The sequence below is a fragment of the Candidatus Saccharimonadales bacterium genome, from assembly GCA_036397795.1.
GTDB lineage: Bacteria > Patescibacteriota > Saccharimonadia > Saccharimonadales > DASWIF01 > DASWIF01.
The window spans coordinates 1-15220 of record DASWIF010000056.1; the positions used below are offsets into that span (position 1 = coordinate 1).

General features: G+C 50.7%; 15 protein-coding genes and 1 tRNA gene. All 16 read right to left on the reverse strand.

Going from position 1 to position 15220, the window contains the following annotated elements; all coding sequences use genetic code 11:
* Nucleotides 1-147 precede the first annotated feature (147 nt).
* The gene (locus tag VGA08_03440; GenBank protein ID HEX9679648.1) at nt 148-1182 is read right to left on the reverse strand and encodes a hypothetical protein; all 1035 of its coding nucleotides are present in this window, start codon (nt 1180-1182) and stop codon (nt 148-150) included.
* A 48-nt stretch (nt 1183-1230) separates the two neighbouring features.
* On the reverse strand, nt 1231-1506 hold the full coding sequence (locus tag VGA08_03445) for an RNA-binding protein (GenBank protein ID HEX9679649.1): 276 nt from the start codon (nt 1504-1506) through the stop codon (nt 1231-1233).
* A gap of 268 nt (nt 1507-1774) precedes the next feature.
* Nucleotides 1775-2089, reverse strand: coding sequence for a hypothetical protein (locus VGA08_03450; GenBank protein ID HEX9679650.1), 315 nt, complete (start codon nt 2087-2089; stop codon nt 1775-1777).
* A gap of 15 nt (nt 2090-2104) precedes the next feature.
* Nucleotides 2105-2608 (reverse strand): KH domain-containing protein, encoded by a 504-nt coding sequence (locus VGA08_03455; GenBank protein ID HEX9679651.1) that lies wholly within the window; start codon nt 2606-2608, stop codon nt 2105-2107.
* 94 nt (nt 2609-2702) lie between these two features.
* Complete coding sequence (gene rpsP / locus VGA08_03460) at nt 2703-3230, reverse strand: 30S ribosomal protein S16 (protein HEX9679652.1); 528 nt, start codon at nt 3228-3230, stop codon at nt 2703-2705.
* 124 nt (nt 3231-3354) lie between these two features.
* Complete coding sequence (locus VGA08_03465) at nt 3355-3585, reverse strand: hypothetical protein (GenBank protein ID HEX9679653.1); 231 nt, start codon at nt 3583-3585, stop codon at nt 3355-3357.
* Nucleotides 3586-3861: 276 nt separating this feature from the next.
* Nucleotides 3862-4590: a ribonuclease III gene (gene rnc / locus VGA08_03470; GenBank protein ID HEX9679654.1), complete on the reverse strand. Its 729-nt coding sequence runs from the start codon at nt 4588-4590 to the stop codon at nt 3862-3864.
* A gap of 123 nt (nt 4591-4713) precedes the next feature.
* Complete coding sequence (locus VGA08_03475; GenBank protein ID HEX9679655.1) at nt 4714-5223, reverse strand: NUDIX domain-containing protein; 510 nt, start codon at nt 5221-5223, stop codon at nt 4714-4716.
* A gap of 15 nt (nt 5224-5238) precedes the next feature.
* The gene (gene nusB, locus VGA08_03480; GenBank protein ID HEX9679656.1) at nt 5239-5775 is read right to left on the reverse strand and encodes a transcription antitermination factor NusB; all 537 of its coding nucleotides are present in this window, start codon (nt 5773-5775) and stop codon (nt 5239-5241) included.
* Between the two features lie 283 nt (nt 5776-6058).
* Nucleotides 6059-8959: a class I tRNA ligase family protein gene (locus VGA08_03485; GenBank protein HEX9679657.1), complete on the reverse strand. Its 2901-nt coding sequence runs from the start codon at nt 8957-8959 to the stop codon at nt 6059-6061.
* A 66-nt stretch (nt 8960-9025) separates the two neighbouring features.
* Nucleotides 9026-10477: a Mur ligase family protein gene (locus VGA08_03490; protein HEX9679658.1), complete on the reverse strand. Its 1452-nt coding sequence runs from the start codon at nt 10475-10477 to the stop codon at nt 9026-9028.
* Between the two features lie 7 nt (nt 10478-10484).
* Nucleotides 10485-10561 (reverse strand) — tRNA-Ala (locus VGA08_03495).
* A 164-nt stretch (nt 10562-10725) separates the two neighbouring features.
* Entirely contained in the window at nt 10726-12762 is a 2037-nt protein-coding gene (ligA, locus tag VGA08_03500) for an NAD-dependent DNA ligase LigA (GenBank protein ID HEX9679659.1), read from the reverse strand.
* Complete coding sequence (locus VGA08_03505) at nt 12759-13664, reverse strand: hypothetical protein (protein HEX9679660.1); 906 nt, start codon at nt 13662-13664, stop codon at nt 12759-12761. Before VGA08_03505 ends, ligA begins: the two co-directional genes overlap by 4 nt.
* 3 nt (nt 13665-13667) lie before the next feature.
* A complete protein-coding gene (locus VGA08_03510; protein HEX9679661.1) occupies nt 13668-14540 on the reverse strand; it encodes a M48 family metalloprotease in 873 nt (290 codons plus the stop codon).
* A 26-nt stretch (nt 14541-14566) separates the two neighbouring features.
* Nucleotides 14567-15115: a LemA family protein gene (locus VGA08_03515; GenBank protein HEX9679662.1), complete on the reverse strand. Its 549-nt coding sequence runs from the start codon at nt 15113-15115 to the stop codon at nt 14567-14569.
* Between the last annotated feature and the right edge of the window lie 105 nt (nt 15116-15220).

A 15220-nucleotide genomic window follows, 5' to 3' on the forward strand; every position in this document is an offset into this window, starting at 1 on the left:
AAGATATTTTTAATTGCGAATTCCCCGGCGGCGTAGTCCTCGATCCTATCAACACCGAGTTCTATACCGGAGTCTGCGACGTTAAGGACGGCGCGATTGAAATCAACTATCCGTTTTAGCCGAGCTCAAGCTCGGCTCAGCCGGCAGCTACAGTGCCAAGTACGGGCCCGTGCTTAAGACTAGTGGTTTTATCGGTTCTGTCGTTTCTACCTGGCGGTCAAAGGCTAAATTTACGATAGTCAGTAACATATCTTCATAACCCAAGCCTAGATTTAGAGCGCAAGCTTTGGGAAAGTTGCCGTAACCTTCAATTAGACTGGGTAGTAGGTTTGCTTCCATAAATTGCGGTTCGCCGCGGGCGTCCAGACGGATATCTATCCGGCCGTAATCAGTTGCGCCTAGAGCAGTGAAGGCGTCAAACGCCAAATCGCTCAGTTGCTGGCGTAATTCGCCGTCGTCAACTGCTAAAACCCGCTCCTTATTGGCCAATTTTACCGCCGCGCTCAAAAAACTGGCACCGTCTTGGGCCTCGGCCACTATCTCCAGGGGCATGACGCGTAAGTTGGCCAAATCAATATCGCGAAGCAAAGCGACACTGAACTCCCGACCTGGTAGGTATTTTTCTATTAACGAGTCTGACTTCAGACGCTGACTAATCGTCTTGACTTTGGATTTTAATTGTTGAAAATTATGCACCAGCGAGGCTTGGTCGACTCCGACACCGCCACCGCGGTCGGTCGGTTTAACGAATAGCGGGTAGTCGATATTGACATCAGACGGCAACAGTGTTTGCCCTTGTTCCACCACCAACCATTCAGAAGTGTTGAGCCCGGCTGCCAAGGCACGGCCTTTTGCCATCGGTTTGTCCAGCTCCAAAACGTGGGCCGCCAAGCCCGAACCGGTAAAGGCAATGCCTTGGGCTGCCAGGTATTGACTGATCCAGATATTACTGGCCGTCTCCGCTGAGTTATCAGTAATATATTTTAGACCCAAAAACACCATATCCGGCTGACTGGCGACCAGCGCCTGTAGATCGGAGCGGTCATCGATCAAGCTAATACCAACCCGGGCATAGCTCTTGGCCAGGGTCGCTCGGGCTGCATCTCGAGATTTTTTACCCATCGAACTAAGCCGCGGGTCACGCGAGGACACAATTTCAATATGTTTATTCATTTTCACCATAGATATAACTACCTAAAAAACGGTCCTAATTAACGCTAAATCTAAAAACTAGCGGTAGGCGCCAGCTGGTCGGCTAGCTTGCGGGCGGGCTTGGTTGACCACGATTGCGCGTCCGTCAACTTGTTTGCCGTTGAGGTCTTTGATGGCGGCTTGGGCGCCGGAAACGTCTTCCATCTCGACGAACCCGAAACCTTTGGACTGGCCGCTGTCCCGGTCTTTAATAACGGCTACGCTTAAAACCTTGCCATGCTTGGCAAATAATTCTTCCAATGTTTGGTCGGTTGTGTCGTAAGACAGCTTGCCGACATAGAGTTTCATTGACATAAACTTCTCCCCGGTTTAACTAATATCGCCCGCGCTTAGTACGATCTGACCGCGACGATAGTTAGCCCGTGGGGGTCAACTTATAGCAACGGAGAGGTTATAATAACCACTTGCTGTTGTTAATTATATCACAGTTTAAAGTGTAATGCACGCCCTGGCTAGTATGCGTAGCGCCTTGCTCGCATTTTATAACGCTGGCTTGCCAGCCAATAAAGTTGTATTTTTACGTTATGTTAGTGGGTCCGGGCCAGTACTAAAATTATCTGGATCATCTAATCAGACTTGCGCATGCCCGTTTAAGAGCACTGAGAAAGAAGAAATTAATCTCATCAGGCCCAGCAAGCGTTTCGTGCCTATCGCCCGATATGATTTCAATCGACGGTGCCCGGGTGTCATAAGGACTTTCCCCATCATACATCTCGGCATTAAACTCCCGATACGGAACTCTCAACCCATCTAAAACCTCCTTGACGGCTCTTGACTCGGGATCCTCCGCTATGGTTAGCCAAATTTCATCAATCTGGCCGACAGCTTCAACAACCTCCGGTTGGCTTAAGATTAAACTTTCATTTCTGTGGGCCATGGCTGTTCCTCCTGGTTATATATCCAAATCGTCCAGCTCGGCCAGTTCTTTTCTGGTCTTATCCGCCAACGAACTATCCTTCTTGCCTTCAGCTGTCGGTGCTTCTTCCTGAGCTTCCTCAACCGGCGCTTCTACCACCTCTTCAACCGCGGCTTCCTCGGCCGGTTCGTCAGCGACGGGTTCTTCAGCTGGCTTATCATCGGCCGGAGCGGCCGATGGCTCATCTCGGGGGGCTCGATCCTCACGCGGCTCGCGCGGAGGGCGGTTGTCCCCTTCCGGATCGATAATTTTCAGATTATATCGGGCGTCATTCTTGGTCCCCAATGCCCGAAGCAGCGTTCTAATACTTTGAGCGGTCGAACCGCGCTTACCGATGACCCGGCCTAAATCCTCGTTGTCGACGGTTAGTTTAAGTAGTACTCCCTTTTCATCGATCGTTCGTTCGACCTGGACGGAATCTGGTTTGGAGACCAGAGATTTTACGATGTATTCAACAAATTGCTGGTCGATGGTAGACACGGTAACCTCCAATGATTTTAATAAAGCAATTGTAGCAGAAAACTATCGGCTCCTTTTTTGGTGGCTTCCTCTTTTAGTAGCCTGTTAGGGTTATTTAGTCCGCTTTTTCAGCTGGTTTTTCTTCGGTTGGGGCTATTTCAGTTTTGGTTTCGACCGGGGCTTCTGCCTCGATTGCTTCTTTCGGTGTTTCTTCGGTTTTTACGCCGTTTAATTTGGCCTCTTCAACGACTGGCTCAGCCGGGATTTCGGCGGCCGGCTGCTCTTTAGCTTTTGGCTCCTCCGATTTGACCGCCGGGGCTTCGGCGCCAGCCGGGCGGTTTTTTCTGAGTTTTTCCGGGTTGCGTGTGGTTTTTTTAGGTTGTTTTTCAATACTCACCCAACTCGGCAGCTTGACGCCTTCTTTTTTGAGTAATCTGGCGGCAGTTTGAGACGGCTGAGCGCCGTTTGATAAAAAGCGTTTGGTCTCGTCTTTATCTATGGTAACTGTCTTGGCGTGCGGATCAAAAGTACCTAAATATGCCACGACTTTGCCGCGGGTAGGGTGGCGCCGGGAGTCCTGCACGATCAGCCGATAAAACGCGTCGTTGGCCCGGCCGATTCGTTTTAAACGAATAGCTAGCATGATTAAAAAAAGTTTTAACTCCGCCTATTGTTACTGATTTAAAACTTGGCTCATTTTACAGATTAACTCCAGGGGTGTCAACTTCGTACTGGTCTTTTTGATCGTCTGATTTGGGCCGGGCCAATCAATTATGCAGCTGCCTGAGATAGTCAAGATAGCTGAGTTTAGCCGCGATTTCGTCTTCAATATTAAGGCCGTGCCCGCCCCAGCCGTATTCGTCTATTCTCTCTTCCCTCAAAGCCTCGAGATAGTCGATCCAATCAGCCAATACGCCTAGCACGGGAAACTCGCCAACCGCCACGCTTGCTCGAATCCCATCCAGCTCGTCGCTAGTTTCAAAATCTGACCCAATCATGTCGGTATTATTTTACCGGCCAGCCGGCAATAATTAAAAAGTTATTGATGAGTAAATCAAGCGATAAATGAACCTCTTAGAGCCTGTCTAGCCGTCTCAGTCAAGCCAATCTGTTTTTTTTCACGATCCTTCTTTGATTTTACGAAAAATAATCAACCAGCAGCTTTTTTATTTTATTTCAACGTTATTGATACTTCTTGGGGGAGAATCACAAAGCCGCCCAGAGGCAAAGTTTAGCGGAGTGCCACCACCTTAAAACGTAGTGCAAGCAAAGCTCTATTCGTAATACTTCAAGGCCGCGTCCGCCGCCGATTGTTGGGCCGCTTGCTTAGACGGGCCGGCGCCCTTGCCGCGCAGTTCATCACCGATAAAGACACCAATAGTAAACGACTTGTCATGGTCCGGACCTTCTTCGCTCATGACCTTGTAACTCGGCGTTACGCCTTCCTCGCTCTGGGCTTGTTCCTGTAGCAGCGATTTGGGGTCACGCCATGCATCGTCGGCCAATATGGCTTTAAGCTTGGACAAAATGTTAGTGCTGACAAATTGTTTGGCCGCCTCATAACCTTGGTCGAGGTAAACCGCGCCAGTTACAGCTTCAAAACAATTAGCCAGGATTTGATCCCGAGCCCGCTGCGAGCCGTTCTTTTCTCCGCGGCTGAGCCGCAAATATTGCTCAAACCCCAGCCGGTGGGCGGCCTCGCTCAAGGACTCAGTTCGAACTAGCGCGCTGCGCCAGTTGGTTAAAATCCCTTCGGGCTCGTCGTAATTATGGTAAAGATACTCCGTTACTATTAGCTCTAATACGGCGTCGCCTAAGAATTCCAGCCGTTCGTTGTGCGCTTTGACGCTTTTACGGTGCTCGTTTAAGTAAGATCGATGGGTAAAAGCCGTCATAAGCAGCTGCGGGTCATTAAACTCCAGCCCAATCACCTGCTTGGCCATCAACTGGTAATCATGCGGCATAGATAAAATTTCCTTTCGTGGGACCAAAGTTGTAAGCACTATGCACTGCGATTATTAATCACAACGCTTGAGTCCGTACACTTTGGCCGATTAATTGTTCTCGGCCTATGATACTGGCTTTTAAGCCATAGTCAACTGGTGTTTTTTAGGCCTACTAAAGGCTTAGAGGCCGGGTGTCTGGCGGATTTTCTTCATGCCCAGCAGGATCAGTTTGCCGATATCGTCGTACTCAACTTTGTCCAGCGCGTCGTTAAGCGGAAACCAGGCTACTTTGGTAATGTGGGCAACGTCTTCTTTGGACAGCTCGCCGGTTTGCCCGGCGGCCTTGACTAAATAGACGTGCATGGTCTTAAGCACCAGGCTGCTCTGGCGTCGATATCGAAAGTGGACTTTTCCCAACCAGTTAAGTACCTGCATGTCCCGCAGTCCAGTTTCTTCTTTGATCTCGCGTTCGGCGGCTTGCTTGAGGTTTTCCTCTTTATTGACCTTGCCCTTTGGCAGCGACCAGCGGTCTTTGGAATCCCTAATCATTAGGATCTCAACTTTGCCTTGTTTGTCGCGGCGATAAACTACTCCGCCCGAGGACACCTCCCGCACTACCTCTTGAATAGCCGGCCGACGACGCCGTTTGAATATCTTTCTAAACCGTTTGATGGGCTCTGGTCGTTTCATACGTTAATACCTAGATTATGATTTATTTCCGGCTGGTTTTCGCTTGGCGGTTTTCTTGGCCGCCGGTTTTTTGGCAGCCGCTTTGGTTTTAGCGGGTTTTTTCTTCTTAGGCTTATCTTGGCGGTTTTCTTCCAGCTGGCGGAAAGCAGTGCCCAACACGCCGTTAATGAAGCGTGAAGAGTTTTCGCTACCAAAGGCTTTAGCTAGTTCCACCGCTTCATTTATAACGACCTTCGGGGGTACGTCGTTACCAAAAATCAACTCGTTCAAGGCTAATCTAAGGATCGAGCGGTCGACTCGGGCGATTTGGGCGATCGGCCACTCCGGCGCGATCGGTTGGATGATCTCGTCTAACTCTTTTAGCCGCTGCTGGGTGCTCATCGTTAGCGACCGCACGAAGTCCGTATCGTCGATTGTGTCTTCATAACGCACCACGTTGCGCTGAAGTATCTCGTTTAAATCGGCGGTTTCGTCTTTGCAGTCTAATCTGAACTCATATTCGTAAAGAGTCTGCAGAGCTACAATTCGGCCAAGGTGTCGATTTGATGCCATGGTTTTTTAAAGTTTATTAAGTAACTACAGGTTAAGCCGTCTTAACCAGCTTAGCGCTTTCGCGCTTGGTGGTGCGAACCTTAACCGGAGAAACGGCGTTGACCCGCCGCGCTAAACTCAGCCTCAAATGAGACCGTCTGTTACCCGTGCGCCTCGGTGTCGTCCGTTTTTTTGGTTTACCCATTCTCCAGTCGCTCCCTTCAGGAGTCCGTTAGTTCACTTAGTTAAATTCTAAAAGAAAGTGGCCTCAAGAGCAAGCGTTAGTGCTTCGCCCGGCTGTCGGTTAAATCACGAAGTTAACTAGTCGATCGGCTACGCTGATGGTCCTGGTTGGCTGGCGGCCGCTAAGGTACTTGGCCACATTATCTTCTTTTAAGGCGGTCTCAACCACTTCGGCCTCCGGCGTGCCGGGAGCCACCAGTAAATTGGCCCTGACTTTGCCGTTGATCTGGACAACGATCGTAATCAGTTCCTCCGCCAGCAATTGGGCGTTAAATTCCGGCCAGCTGTCGATATGGACCGATTCGTCATGCTCCAGCACCCGCCAGAGCTCTTCGGCGGCGTAAGGTGCAAATGGCGCCATTAACGCTATCAAATCATTGAGAGCTTGCCGCCAGACGTCAGCCGCGGCGCCAAACGGCAATTCCGGCGCTAGTTTATTGGCGATATTGACAAACTCCATCAGCGCGGCGATAGCGGTATTAAAGCTTAACCGATTAAGATCATCTGTTACCCGTTTGACAGTCCGATGGAGCGCGGTGTTCAACCTGGCCTCGATTTCGGCCTGATTATCTAGGTCGGGTTGTTCTTCGGCGGCCAAGAAATCCTCAACCAGCGTCCAAACCCGCTGCAAGAACCGAAAAGTACCCGGCACCCCTTGGCTGTTCCAGTTGACGTCTTGGTCGTATGGCCCCATGAACAAAACGAACATCCTCAGCGCATCCGCGCCGTAGCCGCTGTCAACGACTTGAAGCGGGTCGATGACGTTATTCAGGCTTTTGCTCATTTTGCGGCCGTCTTCGGCCTTAACATAGCCGTTGAAGACCAGCCGCTTAATCGGCTCGCGGCTATTAGACAGCCCTATATCAGCAAAAAATTTGTGCCAAAACCGGAAGTAGAGCAAGTGGGACACGGCGTGGTCGCCACCGAAGTAAAAATCGACGTCAAACCAATAATTTAGCTTGGCCGGATCCCAGGCCTGCTTGGTGTTATGGGGGTCACAATAACGGTGCATGTACCAACTGGAACAGGCGTAGCCGTCCATGGTGTCGGTCTCTCGCCGAGCCGCTGTCTGACCACAGTCGGGACAGTCGGTATTGACCCAGTCGGTTTCAGCCGCCAAGACCGATTCGGCCCTGCCGGTCGGGGCAAAATCCTTCACCTCCGGCAGTACGACTGGCAGGTCCTTAGCCGGCACAGCCACCGGGCCGCACTTAGGACAATGGATAATCGGAATCGGCGCGCCCCAATAGCGCTGACGGCTGATCAGCCAATCGCGGATTTTGAAATTAACTTGCTCGCTCGCCAGTTGTTTGCCAGCCAGATACTCAACTATGGCTTCGCGCGCAGTTGAACTGTCACCACCGGAAAAATCGCCCGAGTTTACCAGCCGGCCCTCGCCCTCGTAGACCTTTTCAGCTAGATAAATTTCATAGGCCCGGCGATGGAGGGGATCGGTAATATCCCGTCCGGCTTGCTCCGGACTGACCCATTCAATCTTAAATTTGCCCTTTTCATCGGCCTCCAGTCGGGGTTTGTCTTGAGCAGCTCCCACTACCGTTGCGTAAACGAACTTGGTAGTAGCCGACACCGCCTGACTCTTGGAATGAGCAAAGTATCTATAATGAAAAGTTTCGTCGCTGACGCCTTTGATCTTAGCCTGGCCATAACCGGTTTCTTCCCTGATCTCGCGCCGGGCGGCATCGGCTGGATCTTCGTCGACTTCAACCGTACCGCCAACAAATAATCGCCCGCCCAGTCGGGGGCCCCAGTTGATAGTTAACACCTCTCCTTCGGAGTTTTTTACCACCGCCACGATTTTGTTTTTGGCTTCAAAGTTGGTTTGATGGGCGACATCAGTCCGGATGACGTCAGGATCGATTACCCGCCGTTGCGGCAAATCATAGGCTTTGGCAAAGTCATTGTCGCGCTGGTCGTGCGCCGGTACGGCCATAATCGCGCCGGTGCCGTAACCGGGCAAAACATAGTCGGCCACCCAGATTGGAACGGCGGCGTTAGTGGCCGGATTAACGGCAAACGAACCGGTAAAAACGCCGGTTTTGGCGCGGCTCTCATCCATCCGATCGATATCGGTTTTAATTAGCGCCTGCTTAACATAAGATTCAACCTTCGCCTCGTACGCTTTGGTCGTTAGTTTAGTAACCATCGAGTGCTCCGGCGACAAAACTAAAAAGGTAGCGCCGAAAACCGTATCTGGGCGGGTAGTAAAAACTTCGATCTGGCCCGGGCCATCTTTTAGCTTGAAGATGAGTTCGGCGCCCTGGCTTTTGCCGATCCAGTTGCGCTGCATGGTTTTAATGCTGTCCGGCCAGTCCAAATCCTCGATCGACGCCAGCAGCTCTTCGGCATAGTCGGTAATCTTAAAAAACCACTGTTTGAGCCGTTTTTTTATTACCGGCGTATCTTCGTGCCGCCAGCAACAACCATTAATTACCTGCTCGTTAGCCAATACGGTTTTGCATTTAGGGCACCACCACTGCCAACTTTCCGCCTGGTAAGCCAGGCCGTGCTTAAACAGCTCGAGGAAAATCCATTGGGTCCATTTGTAATAGTTCGGGTCAGAGGTATCAATTTCTCTCGACCAATCATAGCTAAAGCCCATGCGTTTGAGCTGTTTTTTGAAAGTCTTAATGTTGTTTTTAGTTGTTTCCCGGGGAGAAATGCCGGTTTTAATGGCATAGTTCTCGGTCGGCAGACCAAAGCTGTCCCAGCCGATGTTGCTCATGACGTTGAAACCGCGCTGGCGATAAAACCGGGCCATGACATCGGCAATCGAATAATTGCGGACATGTCCGACGTGCAACCCGGCACCGCTGGGATACGGCAGCATCGGCGTGGCATAGGTTTTTGGACGGCTGGCATCCTCTTTAACCTCGTAAAGATTAGTCTCCTCCCAAATTTTCTGCCATTTGGGCTCAATTACCGATGGATTGTATCGCTGCATATTGCTACTCAAGTATAGATTATAGGTTATTTACTATATAGCCTCGGTCTAATCCTGTCTTTAAATCTACTGTTGGTAGAAAAATGCTTCTCGCGGACTATTTTGCAAAAAGATGATATCGCCTTTTTTGGCGTATTTGCCCAAGTGATTGTAAATTTCATCCGGCTCCCTAACCCAATAGGCGTCATCTCGGCCGGCCTCGACCATACCCTCGCCCATCCATCGGGTTACCCGGTTGGCAACTAAGTAGATTTTGTCGATTTTTGACTTGGCTAGCTCCCGACCGATAGCCTTATGCACTGTCTCGGCGGCTTGGCCCAACTCGATAATACCCGGTGTGACATAGGCTCGTTTTTTCACACCTTGAAGCTGATTAAGAAACTCAATAGCGACTAAAAAACCGTCCGGATTGCCATTGTAATTATCCTCTATGACGGTGGCGCCGTTACTCAGCTGGCGCGGTTTGAACCGACGGTCAAAGGCTTCGATGGCGGCAACGCCTTTGGTGATGTCCATTCTGCTCAAGCCAAGCTCGCTGGCAATAGCGGCGGCGGCGGCCACCGGGCCGATTTGATGAAGCCCCAGCAGCTTAGTTTTAAGTTCCATCGTCTCGCTGCCGCGTTTCAGCCTAAAACTCGAGCCCTTCAGATCGGTCTTGGCACTATCAACTCGCCAAGAACCAACCCCTTCCCGGCTATATGTAATATGCGGCTTTTGTAACCGCCGATCGATATATGCGCTCTCGGTATTAACATAGAGATTTTTATTATCGAGCCAGTCGGCCAGCTCAAATATAGTATTGAGCGTGTTATCGATTGATTTCATCCGCAACAAGTGTTGCTCGTTGACACCAGTTATCAACCCAATGTCCGGCTGGGTCAGCTCGGCAATTTGCCAAATGTCGCCGGGTTTGTACTCGCCGGCTTCGACGATTAAGACGTCCTCGTCACCCTCAAGCCCCGCTGCAAATTTGCTGATCCCGACCGGTGTATTGTGATTACCCGGTGTAAATTTAACTTTAAGCTTAGTTCCTAATACCGACGCTAAATAATGTTTTAACGATGTTTTGCCGTAGCTGCCAGCAATCACAATGGTAGTCCCGTGATGCTCGGCAAAGATTTTTTTAGCCGTTCTAACAGCTAGAGCCTCGGCCGGCCGCTGCACCAGCCAAGTTATTAGCCAAAGCGGGATTAACAACAAATGAGCCGTTAACATCGGAACCAACATGATAATGCCAGTGCCCAAAAACAGCGCCGCGATCGATTCTCCGCTCAACCACTGGCCAATCTGCCACAAACCGATGGCTAATAATTTAATAACACCGATCCAAGCTAGCGCCAGGACTAAGCGGGATTTAAGCGTAAATTTAAACTTGGAATTTTGATTTACAAACTCGCCAAAGTTTGGCGTCCGCCAATACCAATTGAGGTAGTCTTTAAAGCTATACTCGACCGCCTGGAGCATATAGGCCAAGGATTTGACATAAGCCGGCCGGTATAGGTTTAGTAGTTGCTTCATAAAAATTTGGTGGAGCTACAGGGACTCGAACCCTGGACCTCTTCCATGCCATGGAAGCGCTCTAGCCAACTGAGCTACAGCCCCAAGACTTTTACTATATCAATCTAATTACGAAAAACACATGAAAAACGGCTCTTGCGTGCCCACCCGGCCTTAAACTATGGATTCATTTTGGTCAATTTTTGTTTTAAGGCCGTACGCACGAACCGTCCGACACTAATTCTAGACGCTTGTGCTTAGCTGTCAATTCAGCCGGATTTAGCTAGCAACCGTTCAAAGGCAGATTGATCGATTACCTGCGTACCGTAGGCTTCGGCCTTTTGGCGCTTTGACTCACCGATTTTAATACCGTAAACCAAATAGGTCGTACCTTTTGCCACGCTGGTCTGAAACGTGCCGCCCAAGCCCCGTATCCGTTCGGCGGCTTGTTCCCGGCTCATGCCATCAAGCGTACCGGTAATGACAAATGACTGCCCGACCAGTGGTCCACTAATTACTCTGGCCGGCTCTGGCCAGACTCCGAGCCGCCGGAATTTTGACAACAGTTTCTGGTGGCGATCATTATTAAACCACTCGACAATCGAGCGCGCCACAACCTCGCCGATTCCGTCAATTCCATAAAAAACCTCGGGCTCGTCCTCGGCCGTCGCCACGATTTTTTCCAGCGTATGAAAGCGTTGGGCCAAATCAATGGCCGTTTGGCTGCCGACGTGGCGGATACCCAAACCGGCCAAAAAACGATTAAGCGGCGGGCTTTTCTTATCATTTATGGCCGCCGCTAGGTTGCTGGCCGACAACTCGGCAAATCGTTCCAGCGCCTCCAGCCGAGTAGCCATCAGCTGAAAAATATCGGCAAAATCCTTAATCAAACCCTCGTCTACTAGTAGTCGTACGTTCTTCTCGCCAAGACCTTCGATGTCCAACGCGGCTTTGCCAGCAAAGTGTTCGATTGACCGTGCAACGATGGCTTTATCGTTCTGATTTACCGCCCGCCAGGCGGCCTCGCCCTTAAGCCGGAGGAAGTCTAGATCGTGTTTTTTAAGCTCACCGGCCATGTCGTATGGCCGTTGCGAGCCGTCTCTCAGCTCGGTCAAAACCCGGGTAATCTGAGGGATGATATCACCAGCCTTATGAATAATGACGGTGTCGCCGATTCTAATATCAAGCCTCTTAATCTCATCTTCGTTATGCAAGCTGGCGCGGCTGACGGTACTGCCCGAGACATTGACCGGCTCTAATACGGCAATCGGTGTAGCCGCGCCCGTTCGGCCGACGGAGATAATAATATCTTTGACCTTGGTCGTGGCCTCTTCTGCCGGATATTTAAACGCCACCGCGCCGCGCGGCGCCTTACCGACGACGCCCAGACGTTGATAGATCTGTCGGTTGTTAATCTTAATGACCAAACCATCGGTCCCAAACGGCAAGGTCAAACGCGCCGATTCCCATTTTTTGATTTGCGATTTAACCGCCTCGATGGAGCCACAGATCCGGGCGGCGGCGTTGGTTTTTACGCCCAAATGACGCATCGCTTCGTAGGCCATGCTGTATGTCTCGACTTCATTCGGGTCGTCTCGCAACAGATCGTAACCATGAAAATGCAGTTTTCGCTGCGCCACAAGCGCACTGTCGAGCTGCCGCATGGTGCCGGCCGCGGTGTTACGCGGATTCTTAAACAACGCTAACCCCCGTTGAGACTGGTCTTGGTTGAGCCGCGCAAAATCTGCCTTGTACATCAGTACTTCACCGCGAATCTCAGTCCGGCCCGCTAAAAAGTGTTTATATTTTGGCCCCTCACGAAGTTTAAGTGGAACCGATTCCAGCGTTTTAACATTCGGCGTAATATCCTCACCCGTCTGGCCGTCGCCGCGGGTGACTGCCCGCTCCAATGCACCGTCTTGATAGACCAGCGCGCAGGCAAAGCCGTCCATCTTAACATCGGTAAAAAAGTCTTGCTGGCGAATATTTTCCGCCACCAGTTTGTCGATCCGATCGAGCCAAGCCTCGAGCTCGCCGTGGTTAAAGACGTCGTTCAAACTCAGCATCCGGTTCTGGTGCTGGACTGATTTAAATTGAGGCGAGGGTGCTCCCGCCACCCGCTGTGACGGCGAATCGGGCGTTATCAACTCGGGAAACTGGCTCTCCAGCTGGCCGAGCTCGTGCTTGAGGCTATCGGCCGCCGCTTCGCTCATGATGGAATTATCCAGAACGTGATATTGATACCGGTACTCGCCAATCAGCTGCCTCAATTTAGCCAGGCGTTTTTGGGCTTCGGCTTTGGTCATACCAGCGAGCGGTACAACTGATAATAATAGGCGTGGACAACCGGTAGGGACAAAATCAGGCAAAGATCGATAAACCCATACACTGCCCCCGGGGCCACGACCACAATGAATAAAAACAAGACTATAAATATAAGAGCCAATATAAGCGGCAAGAATAAGATTTTTCTGAGCAAAAACCAGCGCCGCTTTGTTACTAGCTTCTTGGTGGCGCGGAGGGCGGCCATCGGATACATTCCCGGCAAGGTAACGGCGTAGCTAGCCATGATGGTGTTGACCAGCCAATAACCACTTAAGAAGGCCGCCGCTAGCCAAAAGCCGCTAAATAGCAGATCCTCCGCCGGAGTTACGGCAATATCCTGAACATTTGCGATAGAATAAACCAGTCCGCCAGCCGCAAACGGTAGAATTTGGAGGGACGCCACCGCCAGGATGGTAAAAAACGCGATAAGCGGAGTTTGACTGCTATATAACGCATCCCGGATAGAGACTGCCTTGCCGGCCATTAACCGTCTAAAGACCCAAATCAGAACGAGGCTAAAGACTATGAATAAAACCAAACCGTAGAGCAAACGAACGTCGTCCAGCCCTTGGTTGGCGGTCCCCAGGGCCACGCCGGCCAATGTTAGGTTCCTGACAAATTCCGATTCGTTGCCGCCCAGAAACTCGTCAACCACCTCTCGGTAATCATCCAAGCTAACTGTCGGCGCCACTCGCACCAACAAGACATAGAGCAGGCCGTAGATTAAAGTTATGGCGCCGATTTTTCGCCAATGGGCGGCTAACAACTGGTAGGCTCGGCCAAGAATCTGCCAACTGTTGGGCAGGTCGGTGTTATCCCGTTGTGACCGCCAAAAACGATAATTCCGTTTGCTTGGGACTGATTTTTTCTTGGGTTTGACCATATATTAGAGTCCCTGCCCCATGTCTTTGAGCCGGCGGATGCGTTCTTCAACTGGCGGGTGGGTGCTGAATAAATTAGCCATACCGCCCGACAGTGGATTAGCAAAAAACAGATGCGCGGTCGCAGTATTCTGCCGCTTAAGGGTGGATCCGTAGCGGCCAATCTTGGCCAGCGCGCTGGCCAAACCGTCCGGATAACGAGTAGTCAGCGCCCCAGTAGCGTCGGCTAAGTACTCGCGCTTTCGAGAAATCGCCAGTCTGAGCAAATTAGCAATAATTGGCGCTAGGATAGCCGCAATTAGTCCAAAAATAACAATTACGCCGCCGCCTCGCTCGCGGTTACGGCCGCCAAACAGCTGGCTTCGCCAAAAAATGTCCGCTATCAGCCCAATTGCGGTTACCAGCGCGAAAGCAATCATCGATACCCGGATGTCATAATTTTTAACATGCCCGAGCTCGTGTGCCATGACTCCTTCCAGCTCACTATCTTCCAGCACGTCCAACAATCCGCTGGTGGCGGCTACGATGGCATGGTCCGGACTCCGGCCCGTCGCGAAAGCGTTGGGAGCCGGGTCGTCGATAATATACAATTTTGGCATCGGCATACCGTTGGTGATGCTTAGATTTTCGACTGTCCGCCACAATCGGGGGTTGTCCTTTTGGCTAATTTCCTTAGCCCGGTTAATAGCCACCGCTAACTTACCAGCATTAAAGTAACTAAAAACCGCGTACACGGCCGCGATGGTAAACGCCACAACGGTAAAGGTGTAGTCGCCAAAATATTGGCCGAGGAGCCAGGCCAACCCAGCCACAACCAGCAGAAAAACAACCATTATGGCCCAGGTCTTCCGCTGGTTGGTGGCAATTTGGGAATACATAAAACTATATAGTTAGTTATATAGTTTTAAAACTTGACGTCTGGCGCTTGTTCGACCGCTCCCTGATCTTCTACTTCGAAGAACTCGCGCCGTTTAAAGCCAAACATTCCGGCAATCAAATTAGTCGGAAATACCATTATTTTAGTGTTTAGGTCGCGGGCTGAACCATTATAAAACCGGCGGGACGCCTGAATTTTATTCTCGGTATCGACCAGCTCTTCTTGGAGGTGCTTAAAATTGGCGTCAGCCTTCAGATCAGGGTAATCTTCGGCCACCGCAAACAAACTTTTGAGCGCACCTGCAAACATATTCTCAGCCTCAGCTGTCTCTTTTACGCCGGTGGCGTTTAAGGCCATAGTCCTAGCCTTAGTAACGTTTTCAAACACTTCTTTTTCGTGTTTAGCATAGCCTTTGACCGAGTTGACCAAGTTAGGAATCAAGTCATAGCGGCGTTTGAGCTGAACGGTGATATCGCTCCAGGCTTCATCCACTCTTACGTTTGATTTAACCAGCCCGTTATATGTCGCCCACAGCCAAACGATGACTACGGCCACCAGGCCCAATGCAATTAACATAATCTCCTCCTATTTCTCCTTATGATTATACACTTAAAAACACCTAAATTCCGACCAATTCCTTGGCCCTAATATATTTTACAATCGATGAATACCACTTGGTCC

Excerpts from the sequence above, each read along its gene's own strand:
- VGA08_03440 (HEX9679648.1), bottom strand. The coding sequence starts at position 1,182 with ATGGTGAAAATGAATAAACATATTGAAATTGTGTCCTCGCGTGACCCG.
- VGA08_03445 (HEX9679649.1), bottom strand. The coding sequence starts at position 1,506 with ATGTCAATGAAACTCTATGTCGGCAAGCTGTCTTACGACACAACCGAC.
- VGA08_03450 (HEX9679650.1), bottom strand. The coding sequence starts at position 2,089 with ATGGCCCACAGAAATGAAAGTTTAATCTTAAGCCAACCGGAGGTTGTT.
- rpsP (HEX9679652.1), bottom strand. The coding sequence starts at position 3,230 with ATGCTAGCTATTCGTTTAAAACGAATCGGCCGGGCCAACGACGCGTTT.
- VGA08_03465 (HEX9679653.1), bottom strand. The coding sequence starts at position 3,585 with ATGATTGGGTCAGATTTTGAAACTAGCGACGAGCTGGATGGGATTCGA.
- VGA08_03475 (HEX9679655.1), bottom strand. The coding sequence starts at position 5,223 with ATGAAACGACCAGAGCCCATCAAACGGTTTAGAAAGATATTCAAACGG.
- nusB (HEX9679656.1), bottom strand. The coding sequence starts at position 5,775 with ATGGCATCAAATCGACACCTTGGCCGAATTGTAGCTCTGCAGACTCTT.
- VGA08_03485 (HEX9679657.1), bottom strand. The coding sequence starts at position 8,959 with ATGCAGCGATACAATCCATCGGTAATTGAGCCCAAATGGCAGAAAATT.
- VGA08_03490 (HEX9679658.1), bottom strand. The coding sequence starts at position 10,477 with ATGAAGCAACTACTAAACCTATACCGGCCGGCTTATGTCAAATCCTTG.
- ligA (HEX9679659.1), bottom strand. The coding sequence starts at position 12,762 with ATGACCAAAGCCGAAGCCCAAAAACGCCTGGCTAAATTGAGGCAGCTG.
- VGA08_03505 (HEX9679660.1), bottom strand. The coding sequence starts at position 13,664 with ATGGTCAAACCCAAGAAAAAATCAGTCCCAAGCAAACGGAATTATCGT.
- VGA08_03510 (HEX9679661.1), bottom strand. The coding sequence starts at position 14,540 with ATGTATTCCCAAATTGCCACCAACCAGCGGAAGACCTGGGCCATAATG.
- VGA08_03515 (HEX9679662.1), bottom strand. The coding sequence starts at position 15,115 with ATGTTAATTGCATTGGGCCTGGTGGCCGTAGTCATCGTTTGGCTGTGG.